Raw genomic sequence first — 15993 nt, forward strand, 5'->3', positions numbered from 1 at the left:
GAAAGTTATAATGAAGAGAAAAATTGCAATGGGAGCGTTACTTTTATCAGCGCTTATGTTAAATGGATGTTCAAAAGATGCAGATGCAAAAAATACAGGGGCAGCTAAAGGAAAAGATAAAAATCTTTCTGTATTCTTAGTTTTTAATGGAATGCCTTTAGATAATGAGTGGGAAGTCTATAAAAAAGCTGAAGAAGCAACTGGAGTTAAAATAAAATCATACGCATCTAAAAATAATACAGATTCTACGCAAGCTTACAATCTTATGCTAGCTTCTAATGATTTCTCAGATATTATAGCTTATAGAGTTCCAGATTTAGAGAAGTTAGGTAGCGATGGAGGAATGATTCCTTTAAACGATCTAATAGATAAGCATGCACCAAATATAAAAAAGTTTATAGATGAAAATCCACTTTATAGAAAAGATATGTATTCACTAGATGGAAAGATATATGCTATTCCAACATACTATGATCTTGATAAATTAAGTGTATCATCTGGACTATTTATTAGAACAGACTGGTTAAAAAAGTTTGGTTTACCAGTGCCAAAAACATTAGAAGAAACTGAAAATGCTTTAACAATATTTAAAGAACAAGATGCTAATGGAAATGGAAGAAAAGATGAAGTTGGAATATTTGTTCGTGGAAATATACAAGCAGCACTAAATAACTTAACAGGAATTTTTGGAGCAAGACCATATAAAACATTCTACGTAGAAAATGATCAAGTTACTTTCGCAACTTTAGATCCAAATTTTAAAGAAGCGGTTAAGTTAGCAGCAGATTGGTACAAAAAAGGGCTTATAGATAAAGAGGTTTTCACTAGAGGTTGGGGCGCAAGAGATGCAGTGTTACCTACAAATATAGGTGGAATGACTTTAGATTGGTTTGGAAGTACAGCAAGTTATAATAGTTTAGCAACAACTCAAATACCAGGATTTGAATTTTATCCAATAGAACCTATTGAAATAAAAGATGGAGTAAAAAGTGTAACAGTTGGAAGAAATACAACTCCAGAGATAGGATGGGGAATTTCAGCAGCGGCTAAAAATCCAGAACAAGCAATTAAGTTTATGGATTGGTGGTTCTCAGAAGAGGGAAGAAGAACTTGGAACTTTGGAATTGAAGGAAAGCACTATACTATGGTAGATGGGAAACCAGTATTCACAGATTTAGTGTTAAATAATCCAGATGGAAAAGGACCTTTAAAAGTTTTACAAGAAGTTGGAGCTCAAGTTTCAGGACCTGGAGTACAGCAAAATGCAGAGTATGAATTCCAATACTCAAATGATATAGCTAAGCAGGGATTTGAAATGTATATGAGAGACGGAAACACTAAGAGACCTCTTCCTATATTAAAGTATAGTCCAAAAGATATAAAAGAGTTAGATAAGATAATGGCTCTTGTAAATCAAACAACAGAGGAGTATATGCAGAAATGGATTTTAGGAGTTTCTAACATAGATGCTGATTGGGATACTTATGTAAGTAGAATTCAACAAAATGGGGTAGAAAGAGCAAAAGAGATAGTACAACAAGGCTACAACCACTACAATAGTGTTAAATAAAAACATAAAAAAACTAGGTAGAATTACCTAGTTTTTTTATAGATTTATATATTGATAAGAGGGGGAGTAAAGTGAAAAAAATTGTATTAGGAGCGCTTATGTTAACAGGAATTTTGTATGGACAAGATGTAAAAGTTTATCAATTTGAAGATGGAGTACCAGAGAATGTGGTAGCCAAAAAAAATGATTCAGTCTCTATATCTAAAGAAAAATATAAGGATGGAGAGAACTCTTTAAAATGGAAATTTGGGAATAATGAATCTTTAAGCATTTTAGGAGATGTAGGTTATACAGTTTTTAAGGCAGGGGAGCAAGAAAAGGCTAGAAGTAGTTATAGTATGTGGATATATAATGAAAAGCCGACTATAGGGGAAATGTTAGTTCAATTTAAAAAAGATGGAGTTGTAAAATGTTGGTTTCCAATAAAAATGAATTTTAAAGGTTGGAGAACTATGTGGGTTCAGTATGATAGAGATATGAATGGAACTCCTGAAGAGGGAATGGACGAGATAACTTTTGTGGCTCCTGCAGAAAGTGGAGAGGTATTAATAGATCAGATTATACCTTCTGTACTAATAGATCCTAGACACAATGCAAGAGATGAGCAAGTGGATTTTATTAATTTAGAGGCAGATACAGCAGCTAATGCCCATTGGATGGCTCTATATAAAAACTATAATCAAATAGAAAAAAATGAAAAAAAGATAGTTTTAAATAAAGATGAAATAGAAGGAATAAAGAAAGTTGAAAAAAGATATAGAGATAAACTTCTAAAAAAAGTTGAAGTGACTCCAGAACTTATAAATGAAAAAGAGAGTGAATTTTCAGAATACAAAAAAATAAACTTAGAATTCATTCAAAGATTAGTTATATATAAAGACTTAAAGCCAGAAGAAAAAGATAAAATAAAATATATTGCAACTAAGGAGTTCGGAGTATATTTAAGAGAATTGGCAAATATGTATAACTCCACTGATAATGTTCAAGAAAAAGAGAGAATTGCAAAGCTTTTTAATGAAAGTTTAGAATATATGTATGATCAAGGTTGGACAAAGGGAAGTGCTCAAGGAACAATACATCATTTGGGATATCAAATGAGAGAGATATATGAAGCTATATTTTTAATGAAAGAGCCTTTAATAAAATTAGGAACTGCAAATAAAGCTAAAGAGATGGTAACTTGGTATAGCGCTATGGGAATGATATATACACCTAAAGAGAGTTTAAAAGGGGTAAATATAGATGTTTTAAATACAATGCTTCCAGGTATGTTAACTGCCATACTTTTAAATGAAAATCAAGAGAAAGAAGCTAAGGAGTTATATCAACTTCAAAGTTACTTAATGAACTCTATAAAATACTCACCTGGAGTTTTAGGAGGGTTCAAACATGATGGAACAGTTTTCCATCATATGCAAAACTATCCAGCTTATGCAAAGGGTGCTTTTGAAGGGTTAGTACCTATAATATACTATTTAAATGGAACTACTTATGCAGTTACAGGAGATCCTTTAAAAATAGTTAAGGATTCAATACTATTAACAAGAGTTTACTCTAATAAGTATAACTACCTTTTATCTTTAACAGGAAGACATCCCAATGGAAAATTTAAAATGGACGCAGAAGGGTTCAGACTTATGGCTCTTAGTGGTGAAAATGGAGTTGACAAAGAACTAGCAGAAGCATATTTGAGACTTGTTCCTCAAGGGAAAAGTGTAGAAAAGTTTAAAAGTATGGGCCTTAAAGAGGAGAAAGCTCCTGAAGGAGCATGGACTTTAAACATGGGTTCTATTCAACTTCATAGAAGAGGTGAGTGGTTAGCTGGAGTAAAAGGGTATAGTAGATATCTAGTTGGAAATGAGACTTATATAAAAAATAATTTATATGGAAGATATATGAGTTATGGAGCTTTCCAAATACTTGAGGGATCACTAAAAGAGAGTGGATATGTTCAAGAGGGATGGGACTGGAAACATTTTCCAGGAACTACAGCAATAGATGTACCTTTTGAAAAATTAAAATCTAATATATCACAAGTGGATACAAAAAGTGGAGTGGAAGAGATGTTACTTTCAGACGAAACATATTCTGGAGGAAACTCTTTAAATGATAACGGTATGTTTGCAATGAAACTGCATGAACATCCAAAATATAATGGTACTCATAGAGCTAGAAAATCAGTATTTTTCTTTGATGATAAAGCTGTTCTGCTAGGAAGTGGAATTGAAAATAATGATAAAGAAAACGAGACTCACACAACGCTATTCCAAAACTATCTTGGAAGTAATTTAAAAAATAGTTACACTCAAAAAGATAATATTATACTAGATTCTCAAAATAATATGTATAAAGTTGTAGAGGGTGAGGTAGTTCTAAGAAAAGGAAAGCAGGAATCAAAAGATCAAAATACTGGTGAAAAAACAGAAAATAACTATGAGTTAGGTTATATAAATCATGGAAAAGCACCTGAAAATGGTAAATATCACTATGCTATTTTAATAAAAGGAAATGAGGAAAAACAAGAGAAGTTTAAAAAAGATTCTAAATACCAAGTTTTAAATCAAGATAACGATAGTCATATAGTTAAAGATTTAAAAAGTAATACTATAGGATATGCATTATTTGAGGGCGGAAAAGTAAAGAATAACGAATTTATAGAGTCTGTTGATACCCCATCAATGGTTTTACTACAAAAAAGAGATAAAAACCTTCAAATGAGTTTTGTTGATCCAGACTTAAGACTTTATGAGGGAAAAGATCCAGAGCAATACGACAAGGATGGAGTTATGATTGAAAGAAGTATATACTCTAGACCTTGGATTGGAAATGTAGGTAAAGAACATACAACTTCAGTTGTTTTAAAGGGGAAATACAGTGTTATAGATAATCCTAAAGTGAAATCTGAGATAGATGGAGATTTTACAAAATTAAATATAACTTCTAAAAATGGTGAAATAGTAAAAATAGATTTAAAAGAAAAATAAAAATAGAGCTCTTTTGAGCTCTATTTTCTTTTTATACATATTTATTTGACATCTTTAAAAGGATCGTTATATTTTTCTCCCCATTTCACAAGATGATCCTTTAGATATTTTGTTTCCTCTGTTAAAGGAAGAGGATTTAATTGATATTCATCTTTTGTATTATCGTATAAAAACTCTTTAGCTTCATCATTTCCAGTATAATCATTAAAATGTACATATGTGTATCTTTCGTCAATAGCTGCTCTCCAACCATAAGCAAGAGTATTTAGTCCTCTTTCTTTAAGGTTATTTAAAACCTTTGGATTTCCAGTATAACATGCTGAGATGGCAATATTATTTACCTTTTCTCCATTTAAGGTAGGAGAGAGATCAACTCCTTCCATCTCTTTAGGAGTATCTAAATCCAAAAGAGAAAGGATAGTAGGTGCAATATCCGCTCCTGAAAGAGGTGTAGTTATTCTTTTATTTTTATATCTATCTCCATGAGAAAGCATAAAAGGAACTGAAACAGCTTCTTCAAACCAAACGTGTTTACTCCAAAGTCCATGGGAACAAAGCATCTCTCCGTGATCTGAAGTTACTATAATTATAGTATTTTCAAATAGATTATTCTTTTTTAAATAGTCTATTATCTTTCCAAAATGTTCATCTATACCTGTTATAGCAGCATAGTATTTTTTAACAGATTCTAAATAGTTTTGTTCATCTAAAGAGAAAGGAGCTATAGTTTTAGGATGATCAATTATATCTTCTAAAATAACATTTTCTCTTTTTTCCACTTTAACCTCATTATACATATCCACATATTTTTGTGGAATCAAATCAAGAGGTGTATGTGGTGGGTTCCAAGAAAGAAAAAGAGCAAAACTATCATCTTTATTTTTATTGATAAAATCTAAAGCGATATCAGTTTCATGTTCCACGGACCATTTATTCACTTTAATCATCTCGTGAGAATCCATCCAGTAATGTGGACTTAAGTGATTATCATCAGCTCCATATGAGTACCAAAAATCAAAACCGTGTCTTTTAGGTCCAGGAGGAGTAAAAGCATCCCAATCTCTAGCTCCTGAAAGAGGTAGATTTTCATCTTTTTTTTCAGGTTCATCAAGATGCCATTTACCGATGTACCCTGTTTTATAGTTATTAGACTTTAAAACATCTCCAATTGTAACTTCACTCTCTTTTAGAAAGATATTCTCAAGACCGGGCTTACAGTTTGTAATAACACCATGTGAGATTGGATTTTTACCAGTTAAAATAGTTGCTCTATTTGGTGAACAAAGAGGACAACTACTATAGGCTTTTTCAAATATAGCAGCTTCATTTGAAAAAGCGTCAAAATTTGGAGTTATAACAGGTTCTTTTTTCATAAAGCCAACTGCTTCTCTTCTCCATTGATCTGCAAAGATAAATAAAAGATTTGGTTTTTTCATAAAATTCTCCCCTCAAGCAAATAGTTGTTTTCTTTTATGATACCTTTTGTAAAAAAATAAGTAAATATTCTATTTTCAATACTTAAAATATATGCTTTTTAAGGAGAAAAATGTATATTTAAAAAGAAAAGGACTTAGATTTTATAAAAAAATCTAAGCCCTCAGGGGGTTGGTGTATATTAATAACCGTAATAAGGTTGTTGAACAGGTCTATAATAATCGTTATGATGATTGTTGTTATTAGCAATGATTCCACCAACAACGGCAGCACCAACAACAGCAGCACCAATAGCTTCTCTTCTTCTTTTTCTTCTAACAGCAGTTCTAATATCTCTTCTAACTTCTTTTCTAATCTCATTACGTACATGAGCTCTAACTATTGCACGTTTTACAGCTGGTCTAATAGGTCTATGATATCTAGCAAAAGATGTTGTACATAAAACTACAAGCATCACTAAAGCAAAAATCTTTTTCATAATTAATACGCTCCTTTTTTCAACATCTCTAAAAATGTTGAAACTTCATCTTTATTAAAGACAATATAATCTTCTGTTCCAGAAAAATCTAAAATAAGAACACCCTCTTTTTTATCATAGTGAATATGGTAAAATTGTAAAGCACTCTCTTCTGGATTGTTTGCATTTGCAATGACACCTGGGATTTCGTATCTAGGTTTTCCATCTTCAATTGCATTTATAAGCACAGATTTTGGAATACCAAAAGTTACAACACCACCATTTTTAGTTTGCAAAGCGAAAAAGGAGTTACTATTTTGAATAAACATTCCAACTTTATCAGTTGTAGTAGTTACATTATTTTTAACAATATCAGCAGCAAAAATATTTATAGAGGCTAGGATTCCTAAAATTACTAAAAACTTTTTCATAATTATTTTTCCTCCTTAACAGCTTTAAATATTTTATCTGTTTCATCCTTAGTAAATTCTATTGTAAAATCTTCATAAGTAGGTTTTACAATTAATTTATTTTCTAATAAGGATACATTATATAATTCAACATCTAATTTATTTTCATCTAAACTATCATAGAATCCTAAAACTTCCTGTTGATTATGTCCGTTTTTAACATCTAAAAAAACGTCGTTAGCTAATCCAAAAACATAAGCTTCTCCAGACTTACTAGCTAAAGCTATATATGTAGCACCTTCAACTTTCTCAAGTTTTAGATCTGGGAAATTCATACTACCATTATCATTTTTAATATCAGCACTAAATAAATTCATAGATATTAAAAAAGAGGCAGCTAATAAAACTTTTTTCATTTTAAACTCCTCTAAAATTTGTTACTTAAAACCTAGAGTATAGTAACACATATTCCTTAAATTGAGGATTTGAAAAAAGATTGTTAAAATTTGGTATTAAAATTCAATTATTTTATAATTAAGCTAAGTTGTGAAAGTTCAAAACTATCATCTAAGAAACATGCTCTATTTATTTTAATTAAAGGTATATTTAATTTAAAATTTTGTAGGTCGTCTATAGTTAGAATATAGTCAACTTGAAAAACATCTTCTAAGAGAGAGTTTATCTCATAACTTTCAATTATTTCAACAACTTCAATATAAGAGAAGTTTTTTAAATATTTTAAAAGCAATTTTGCATACATATGGTCAAATGTATCATCGACAATAGCTACTCTTTTATACTTATCTCGATCTAAGATATTGTTATTTTGATGTTTTTTTAAAATTATAGCAAGATGTAGTATATCTTCTAAATAAAACTTTGGAAAAATACTATGGATAATCTCCTTTAATGCCTTAAAAGTTTCTTTTTGAAGTTTATTAAAAGAGTAAACCTCTTTATTTTCATAGAAGTTATATTTACTTTTAAAATAACCCACTCTCAGTACATTAGAAACTCTCATTTTAGTTTCTAAATTGTTATTAAAATCTATATTAAAATTTTCTTTAATCTTTTCCATAAAAATTTTAGTGTAGTCATCGGGAACTTCATATCTTTTAATATCTAGATAAAATAGTGTTTCAATAACTGAATCTAATTCATAAGATTTTAAATAGTCTAGTCCTCTCATCTTTAAAAACTTTAAAGTTTTTTCATAGTTTTCATGATAAGTAACTTTTTTAGGGGAGAAATATTCCTCTTCAAAATCGATCTTATTCTCTCTTGTTGAGTTAACTAAAAGTATAGCAACTATTTTATAAAAATCCTCAGGAACTAAAGTAACTGAGATACTATTTAAAAGTCTTAAAACAAAGTTTTTATTATATTCGATTAAATCTTCATGAATATATTTAGATATCAAATCAGTAAAATGTTTATGGTTAATATTTTTATTAATTAAATATTTACTTAAGTAGATTGCAAAAAGTTCTCTTATTTTAGCTTCATTTCCTCTTAAAAATATTCCTCTACCAGAAATACTTTCTATCTTTATTCCTTCAGATTCTAGATAACTTTTAATATCTCTTAAATCATAGTTTAGAGTTCTTCTAGTAGTTTGAACTATATCTGTGTTGATATTTAAGTTAAGGGTGTTTTCAAAAAAAAGTTGAAGTAAAAGATAATCTTTTCTTTCAGTTACAGATAGTGGAGCAAACTGTAAAATATCTTTAATTTTATTTATAGAACAAGAGTTTAAAAAGAAAAAATCTTTAATTTTTTGGATACCTTGAATTTTATTGATAGTTAAAAAATCATTGATAATGTTTATATTGTTATCAATGGAACGTTTTTTTATATGCAGTATTTTTTCTAAATCTGAATAGCTAAATTTATTTAAAGAAAAAAATAGACTTAGTATATGTAGAGACTTTTTATTTAAAAACATTTTTCCACCTTTCTAAATATGATTTTAGTATTATGTAATAATGTATATTCTACAACAAAGTCCAAATATATACAAATAAAAAAAATGAGCCTAAAGGCTCAAATTAACTATTTTTTAATCTTATCTAACTCTTTTTCAGTTACGAACATTGTATTGTTCTTAGTTTTTATGTATAAACCGTCTCCAACTCTGTCTAGAGTAACAACTACTTGTCTATCCACATCAAGAATAACACCGTTTTTCTCAAGATCAGCAACAGACATTATTTTTCCTTTTCTAGTCATAGCCTTGAAAATATCAGTTTTTCTAACTTTAAAAGTTAAGTTAGGAATTCTAGATTCAAAACTAATTTGGTTTCCTTTCTCATAAGCTCTTATTTTTGTCATATTTCCATTAACTGAACCAGCTAAAGCAGTTAAGCTTAATGCTGCAGTTAACATAAGCATTTTTAATTTTCTCAATTTGTATCCTCCTAAAATTCTCTATAAATTAATGTATAAATATCTCTGTAGTGATGATATTTATTATATATGCATGAGAAAAAAATATCAATTTGAAATTAAAGACAAAAAAAATGCTACAAAATTTCAAAAGCAGAAACAATAAAAAAAAAGCTGAACTTTTTAAAGTTCAGCTTGAAAATTATCTTCTTATTTTATCTAATTCTCTTTCAGTTACAAACATTGAATGATTTCTAGATTTTATATGTAAACCATCTTTAACTCTATCTAAAGTAACAACTACTTTTCTATCTACATCTAAAATAATACCATTTCTTTCAAGATCAGCAACAGACATTATTTTTCCGTATCTAGTCATCGCTTTAAAAATATCTACTTTTTTAACTTGGAAACTTAAGTTAGGAATTCTAGATTCAAATCTAATTTGATTACCCTTTTCATAAGATCTTATTTTTGTCATTTTTCCGTTAACTATACCAGCAAAAGCAGTAAAACTTAAAGTTGTTGCTAATATAAGCATTTTTAATTTTCTCAATTGATGTCCTCCTAAAATGTGTATAATAATATATAAAATTTGTTTATATTTTAAGTACTGTATAATATTATACGACTGTCATAAGAAAATATCAATTTGAAATTTAATGTCAAAAAACATGTATTAAATTTCAATAATTTAGTTATAAATGAAATTTTATTTCGTTAAAAATGTACAACTTTCTCTTTTAATTAAAATAGGATTGAGACTTTTTTGTATAGGCATTTTATAACCAGTTAAAAGATAATCAATAGCTTTTGTCATCATAATATCTACAGGATGTTTAATACTAGTTATGTTTAAAGCTGTAGATATAATTGTGTCATCAAAGCTCAAAATAGAGATGTTTTTAGGAATATTTAATCCTCTTTTTTCTAACTCTTTAGTAAGATTTAAAGCTATGACATCATTTGATGTTATAAAAGCAGTTGGAAATTCATTTAAATTATCTAAAAGTGTAGATAAATTTTGAAGATTACTATTTGTAGTGTCAGTTTCAATAAACCATTCATTTAAAAATTTCATTTTTTTCTCTGAAAAAAACTCTTTAATTCCTAAAAGTTTTATATTCTTTTTATCAGCTCCAATAAAAGCTATTTTTTTATGATTTAAGCTATAAAGATACTGTGCGGCAATTTTTCCTCCATCTAAAAGTGAAGTGAAAATGCATGGATACTGAGGTATTTCAGAATCAATTACCACAAAGTTTTCAGATTGTTTTTTTAAAAACTCCAAATTTTCTCTATCAACAGGAGCTATAATTATACCATCTACATTTCGAGCTTGCAAATTTAAAATATGTTCTTTTTCTAAGTTTTTATCTCCTTGAGAGTTTAAAATAATAACTGTATAACCATTTTCTCCAGCTGCTTTTTCGACATATTTAATCATTTCTAAATAGTAATAGTTAGATAGATCAAAAAGAATAACTCCAATTATTTTAGATGAGTTGCTTCTTAAAGTTTTAGCACTAGAGTTAGGTTTAAAGCCTTGTTGTAAAATTATTTTTTCCACACGCTCTCGAACTTCAGGATCAACAGTGGGATTTCCATTTACCACTCTTGAGACAGTGGGCTGTGAAACTCCAGCTAGTTTAGCTATATCTTTCATTGTTAAATTTTTTTTCATAGAACCACCTTTCAAAAGTATTGAGAACTCAATTAAAGTATTTTTTTTGGAATTTGTCAAACAATTTTTAAAAAAACTATATTACTCTTGACAAAAACGTATTCATAGAATACACTCGTATCAAGAATACGTATTCTTGAAAAAGGAAAAGGTATTGATAGGGAGGAGAAATGAGATTTGTAGAGGAAAATATAGAGATAGATGGGGAAAAAACCCTTCTAATATCTGGAGCTATTCATTATTTTAGAACTTTACCTGAACAGTGGGAGGATCGATTTGAGAAGATTGCAGCAGCAGGTTTCAACTGTATAGAAACCTATGTACCTTGGAATTTACATGAACCTAAAGAGAAGGAGTATAATTTTTCAGGAATGCTAGATCTTGAGAGATTCTTAGAGTTAGCTGATAAAAAAGGACTTTACGTTATTTTAAGACCGTCTCCATACATATGTGCAGAGTGGGAATTTGGAGGATTGCCTGCATGGCTTTTAAAATATTCTGGAATAAGGCTTAGAACAATGGATTTAACATATATTGAAAAAGTTGACAGATACTACGATGTATTAATTCCTAAATTTACAAAATATCTTTCTACAAATGGCGGTCCTATAATAGCTGTTCAAATTGAAAATGAGTATGGAAGTTATGGAAATGACCATAAGTATTTAAGTTATTTAGAGGAAGCTTTAATAAAAAGAGGAGTAAATGTGCCTTTATTTACTTCAGATGGACCAACACACTGGATGTTATCAGGAGGAACACTTCCTCATATTTGGAAAACAATAAACTTTGGTTCAAAGACAGAGGAATCATTTGAACTATTTAAAAAATATCAAAGTAATATGCCTAAAATGGTTATGGAGTTTTGGATTGGATGGTTTGATCATTGGGGTCAAGAGCATATAACTAGAAAAGGTGAAGAGGTGGCAGAGGAGTTTAAGTATATGTTAGAAAATAATATATCTGTAAACTTCTATATGTTCCATGGAGGAACTAATTTTGGCTTTATGAATGGAGCAAACTATCATGATGAGCAACGTTGCACAGTAACAAGTTACGATTATGATGCTCTTTTAACTGAGGCTGGAGATTTAACTAAAAAATACCATTTAGTAAAGGACACTATTGATGGATTAAAAGGAAAAATAAATATTAAAAAACATAAAAATTACAAAGAGTATGAAGTAAAAGATTCAAAAAAAATAGCTTGTGGAAAAGTAGAGTTTAAGAGAAGTGCATCTCTTTGGAATAATTTAAATATACTATCTAAACACTATACTTCACCATATGTAAAAACTATGGAGGAGTTAGATCAAGATTATGGTTTTATACTTTATAAGACAAAAGTTAAAGGAATTATTGAAAATATGCCACTTACTTTACAAGAGGTTAGAGATAGAGCTCTAATCTATTTAAACGGGGAGTTTAAAGGAGTTATTGATAGAAATAATAAACAAGAGATAATATTGAACTGTGAAAAAGAGGAATCAACATTGGAGATCTTAGTTGAGAATATGGGAAGAATCAACTATGGGCCTCTATTAAAAGATAGTAAAGGTATAACAGAGGGAGTTAGACTTGATAGACAGTTTCTATTTAACTGGGAAATTTATACAATACCACTAGATAACATATCTAGTTTAAATTTTGAAGAGAATATTAAAGATGTTAAAAATCACCCAAGATTCTTTAAAGGAATTTTTAATGTATCTGAGATTGGAGATACTTTCTTAGATTTTACAGGATGGGAAAAGGGTGTTGTATATATAAATGGATTTAACTTAGGAAGATACTGGAGTGAAGGACCTCAAAAGAGATTATATGTTCCATCCCCTATTTTAAAAGAGGGTGAGAACGAAGTTGTTATCTTTGAACTTCATAGTAATGGAGAAACTATGGAGCTTTTTGCAGAAGCTAAACTTTTTTAAGGAGGGTAAAAAAATGAAAAGATATTTAAAGGTTTTAGGAATGGGGACAATGTTATTTATGGCTGCTTGTGGTGATGGGGAAAAGAAAGAGGTAGCTAAGACAGAGGATAAAAAAGTTGAACTGACTTTTGTAACATATTCAGGAACTGGAGAAGAGTACATGATGGATACAAATAGTCTTTCAGAAGCATATAAAAAGATCGCTCCAAATGTGACAATAAAAATGGAGAAAATACCAGCAACAGAGTATGACAATACAATGAAAATAAGAAACTCAGCTCAAAAACTTCCAGATATATTCCCAGTAAGGGTTGTAACTATGGAAAGTTTTAAAAGTGTGCTACTTCCTTTAAATGGAACAGAAGCTGCAAAGGTAAATAAATTTGCTAAAGATTTTGAAATAGATGGAAATATCTATGGATTGCCTATGTATGGATTTAATGAGTTTGTTTACTATAGAAAAAGTGTATTTAATGAATTAGGATTAGAGATACCAACGACTTGGGGAGAGTTTGTAGCTTTATCTGCAAAGATTAAAGAAAATGGAGTTTATACACCAATGGCACTAGGGGCTAAAGACTCTTGGACAACATATCCTTTTAATGAGTTTATGCCATTTTTAGTACCAGGAGGTAACGATATTTGGAGCAAAATGGCAGTGGAAAAAGATCCGTTTTCACCAGGAAAGCCATTTTATACAGCTTATGATATGTTAGATAAATATTATAATACAAAACCTTTTGGAGAGGATCCACTAGGGTATGGTTGGGACCAAGAAAAAAGTATGTTTGCTTCTAAAAAAGCAGCTATGTTAGCTTCAGGGCAGTGGTTTTATATGGATTTAGAAAAGGAGATGTCTAAAGAGACGTTAGAGGATATAGGGGTATTTGTGCTACCAGCTCGTGAAACAAAAGATGAACCATTTAGATACCTAGTTTCAGCAGAGGTATTTTTATCAATTCCAAAATATAGTAAAAATGCAGATGAAGCTAAAAAATTCTTAGACTGGTTCTTTACAAGTGACTACTATAAAGAGTATGTGACTTATATGAATGTGTTACCAGCTGTAGAGGGTGTAAAAGGTAGAGAGAGCATGTTCAATGTAGCTATAGCAAATATTCCAAATCCAGAGGTTGTACTTCAAAAAGGTGGAGATGAAAGATTTAGAAAAATAGCTAACTATATCTCTTTTGATGTTAAAAGAATGGGACAAGAGATGATTCAAGGAGTTAACTTTACAGAGTACATGAATGAGTTTAATAAAAGATGGACAGAAGCTCAAGAAAATACAAAGTAGTTGTTAGGAGTAAAGTATGAAAGATAAAACACAAAGAAGTATATTGTTAGCATGTTTTTTAGCAATACCAACTATATTGTTATTTGTATTTGTTCTTTATCCAGGATTTAAATTAGCTCTAATAAGTTTTACTGATTGGGATGGAATTAATCCAAATTATAACTATGTGGGACTAAAAAACTATACTCAGGTATTTCAAAGAAAAGATATCTGGCAAAGTTTAAAAAATAATAATCTATATTTTATGTTGCATCTACTTTTTATTCCAATAGAGATGTATTTAGCAATGCTTTTAGATAGATATATCAAAAAAAGTGAGTTTTTCAAAACTATAGTTTTTATGCCATACATAATAAATGGAGTTGCAATAGCCTATATGTTTTCATTTCTATATAGTTCAGAAGATGGTGTGTTAAATGGACTTTTAGCTCTTGGACATATTGGGAAAATTAGGTGGTTAAGTGATCCTAAAATTGTAAACTACTCATTAGTTGTAGTTTCTCTTTGGAGATTTACAGGAGTTCATATAATACTTTTCTTAGCGGGACTTCAATCTATAAATAAAGATATGCTAGAGGCTGCATTAATAGATGGAGCCTCAGTATTTCAGCAATTTATAAAAATAATAATACCTAATATGAAATCGATTCTTAGTATAGTATTGTTTTTAAATGTTAGAGGAGCACTGATGGTCTTTGATATACCTTTTGTTATGACTAGTGGAGGTCCTGGAACAAGTAGTACAACATTTGCTCTTCATACAGTAAAAACAGCCTTTGAATTTAGTAACTTTGGTTTAGCTTGTGCAATGGCTATAGTTTTAATAATAGCAATTATAGTTATATCAGTAGTTCAAGGATTAGTTTTAGAGCCTGAAAAATTTAAAGGTAAATTAGATAAAATAAAAGGATTAGTTAAAAAAGAGAAATTAAAAGTTGAAGAGGTAATAGAGAAGGAGGGAGAGAGACTTGAAGAAGAAAAAAGCAAGCGAGTTACTGTTTAATGCCCTTAATCACACAGTTTTTGTAGGTATAACTTTGATAGTTTTAGTACCTTTGCTTCTTGTAGTGTTATCATCTTTTAAAACTCCAGAGCAGATAGCTCAAGGTTATCATCTCTCTTTACCTGCACCATTTTCACTAGATAACTATAAAGAGGTTTTCAAAAATGGAAATGTTTTAACAGGATTTAAAAACTCTATGCTTTTAGTTTTAGGAACCATAACAATTAATGTTATTTTAAGTAGTATGGTTGCTTACTCTTTAAGTAGATTTGAGTTTAAATTAAAAAAAGTTTATTTCTTTCTATTTAGTTTTTCAATGTTGATACCTAGTTTTATTGCTGAGATAACAAGATTTGGAATAATAGGAAGACTTGGAATATATGATACTCTTTTAGCACCAATGGTAATCTATATATCAACAGATATACTTCAAATATATGTCTATAAACAATTTATAGATCAGATTCCATACTCTTTAGATGAAAGTGCTAGAATAGATGGATGTTCATATTTTAAAATCTATTGGAAAGTTATATTTCCACTTATATTACCAGCTACAGCAACACTTATAATATTAAAGTCTGTAGATGTATTAAATGATATGTTTACACCATATCTATATATGCCTAGTGCTGCTAATGCAACACTTACAACAATGCTAATGAATTATGTGGGGCGTAGTGGATCATGGGCTAAATTATCAGCTGCAATAGTAATAGTTATGTTACCAACAGTTATAATGTATTTGATATTTAAGAAAAAGATTTTATCAGGAATAGTTGCAGGAGCTGTTAAAGAGTAAAAGAAAATGGAGAAGTGAAAACTTCTCCATTTTTATTTT

General features: G+C 29.5%; 14 protein-coding genes. 6 read left to right on the forward strand and 8 right to left on the reverse strand.

Annotated features, from left to right (window positions below; all coding sequences use genetic code 11):
• The first annotated feature begins 10 nt into the window (after positions 1-10).
• Positions 11-1570 carry an extracellular solute-binding protein gene (locus NON08_RS06535; RefSeq protein ID WP_256690642.1) on the forward strand — a complete coding sequence of 520 codons (1560 nt, stop codon included), beginning with the start codon at positions 11-13 and terminating at the stop codon, positions 1568-1570.
• Positions 1571-1641: 71 nt separating this feature from the next.
• A complete protein-coding gene (locus NON08_RS06540; RefSeq protein ID WP_256690643.1) occupies positions 1642-4554 on the forward strand; it encodes a chondroitinase family polysaccharide lyase in 2913 nt (970 codons plus the stop codon).
• A gap of 41 nt (positions 4555-4595) precedes the next feature.
• Here NON08_RS06540 and NON08_RS06545 read toward each other — a convergent pair whose 3' ends face one another.
• From NON08_RS06545 to NON08_RS06580, 8 genes are all read right to left on the reverse strand, one after another.
• The gene (locus NON08_RS06545) at positions 4596-5990 is read right to left on the reverse strand and encodes a sulfatase (RefSeq protein WP_256690644.1); all 1395 of its coding nucleotides are present in this window, start codon (positions 5988-5990) and stop codon (positions 4596-4598) included.
• A gap of 179 nt (positions 5991-6169) precedes the next feature.
• Positions 6170-6466, reverse strand: a complete 297-nt coding sequence (locus NON08_RS06550; RefSeq protein ID WP_256690645.1) for a hypothetical protein — start codon at positions 6464-6466, stop codon at positions 6170-6172.
• Between the two features lie 2 nt (positions 6467-6468).
• Positions 6469-6876, reverse strand: a complete 408-nt coding sequence (locus tag NON08_RS06555) for a hypothetical protein (RefSeq protein WP_256690646.1) — start codon at positions 6874-6876, stop codon at positions 6469-6471.
• A gap of 2 nt (positions 6877-6878) precedes the next feature.
• The gene (locus NON08_RS06560; RefSeq protein ID WP_256690647.1) at positions 6879-7271 is read right to left on the reverse strand and encodes a hypothetical protein; all 393 of its coding nucleotides are present in this window, start codon (positions 7269-7271) and stop codon (positions 6879-6881) included.
• A gap of 107 nt (positions 7272-7378) precedes the next feature.
• Positions 7379-8800: a helix-turn-helix domain-containing protein gene (locus NON08_RS06565; protein WP_256690648.1), complete on the reverse strand. Its 1422-nt coding sequence runs from the start codon at positions 8798-8800 to the stop codon at positions 7379-7381.
• Positions 8801-8907: 107 nt separating this feature from the next.
• Positions 8908-9261, reverse strand: coding sequence for a hypothetical protein (locus NON08_RS06570; protein ID WP_256690649.1), 354 nt, complete (start codon positions 9259-9261; stop codon positions 8908-8910).
• Positions 9262-9442: 181 nt separating this feature from the next.
• Positions 9443-9796 (reverse strand): hypothetical protein, encoded by a 354-nt coding sequence (locus tag NON08_RS06575; protein ID WP_256690650.1) that lies wholly within the window; start codon positions 9794-9796, stop codon positions 9443-9445.
• 156 nt (positions 9797-9952) lie between these two features.
• Positions 9953-10924: a LacI family DNA-binding transcriptional regulator gene (locus NON08_RS06580; protein WP_256690651.1), complete on the reverse strand. Its 972-nt coding sequence runs from the start codon at positions 10922-10924 to the stop codon at positions 9953-9955.
• A gap of 170 nt (positions 10925-11094) precedes the next feature.
• On the opposite strand from NON08_RS06580, the gene NON08_RS06585 reads away from it, so the two are divergent.
• Genes NON08_RS06585 through NON08_RS06600 form a run of 4 tightly spaced genes read left to right on the forward strand, consistent with a single transcriptional unit; the run spans position 11095 to position 15954 of the window.
• Positions 11095-12852, forward strand: coding sequence for a glycoside hydrolase family 35 protein (locus NON08_RS06585; protein ID WP_256690652.1), 1758 nt, complete (start codon positions 11095-11097; stop codon positions 12850-12852).
• Positions 12853-12865: 13 nt separating this feature from the next.
• On the forward strand, positions 12866-14149 hold the full coding sequence (locus NON08_RS06590) for an ABC transporter substrate-binding protein (RefSeq protein ID WP_256690653.1): 1284 nt from the start codon (positions 12866-12868) through the stop codon (positions 14147-14149).
• A gap of 16 nt (positions 14150-14165) precedes the next feature.
• Positions 14166-15152: a carbohydrate ABC transporter permease gene (locus NON08_RS06595; protein WP_256690654.1), complete on the forward strand. Its 987-nt coding sequence runs from the start codon at positions 14166-14168 to the stop codon at positions 15150-15152.
• Positions 15118-15954, forward strand: coding sequence for a carbohydrate ABC transporter permease (locus tag NON08_RS06600; protein WP_256690655.1), 837 nt, complete (start codon positions 15118-15120; stop codon positions 15952-15954). The genes NON08_RS06595 and NON08_RS06600 overlap by 35 nt, the downstream gene beginning before the upstream one ends.
• Positions 15955-15993 lie beyond the last annotated feature (39 nt).

Source organism: Cetobacterium sp. NK01 (assembly GCF_024506395.1).
In the GTDB taxonomy this organism is placed as follows: domain Bacteria; phylum Fusobacteriota; class Fusobacteriia; order Fusobacteriales; family Fusobacteriaceae; genus Cetobacterium_A; species Cetobacterium_A somerae_A.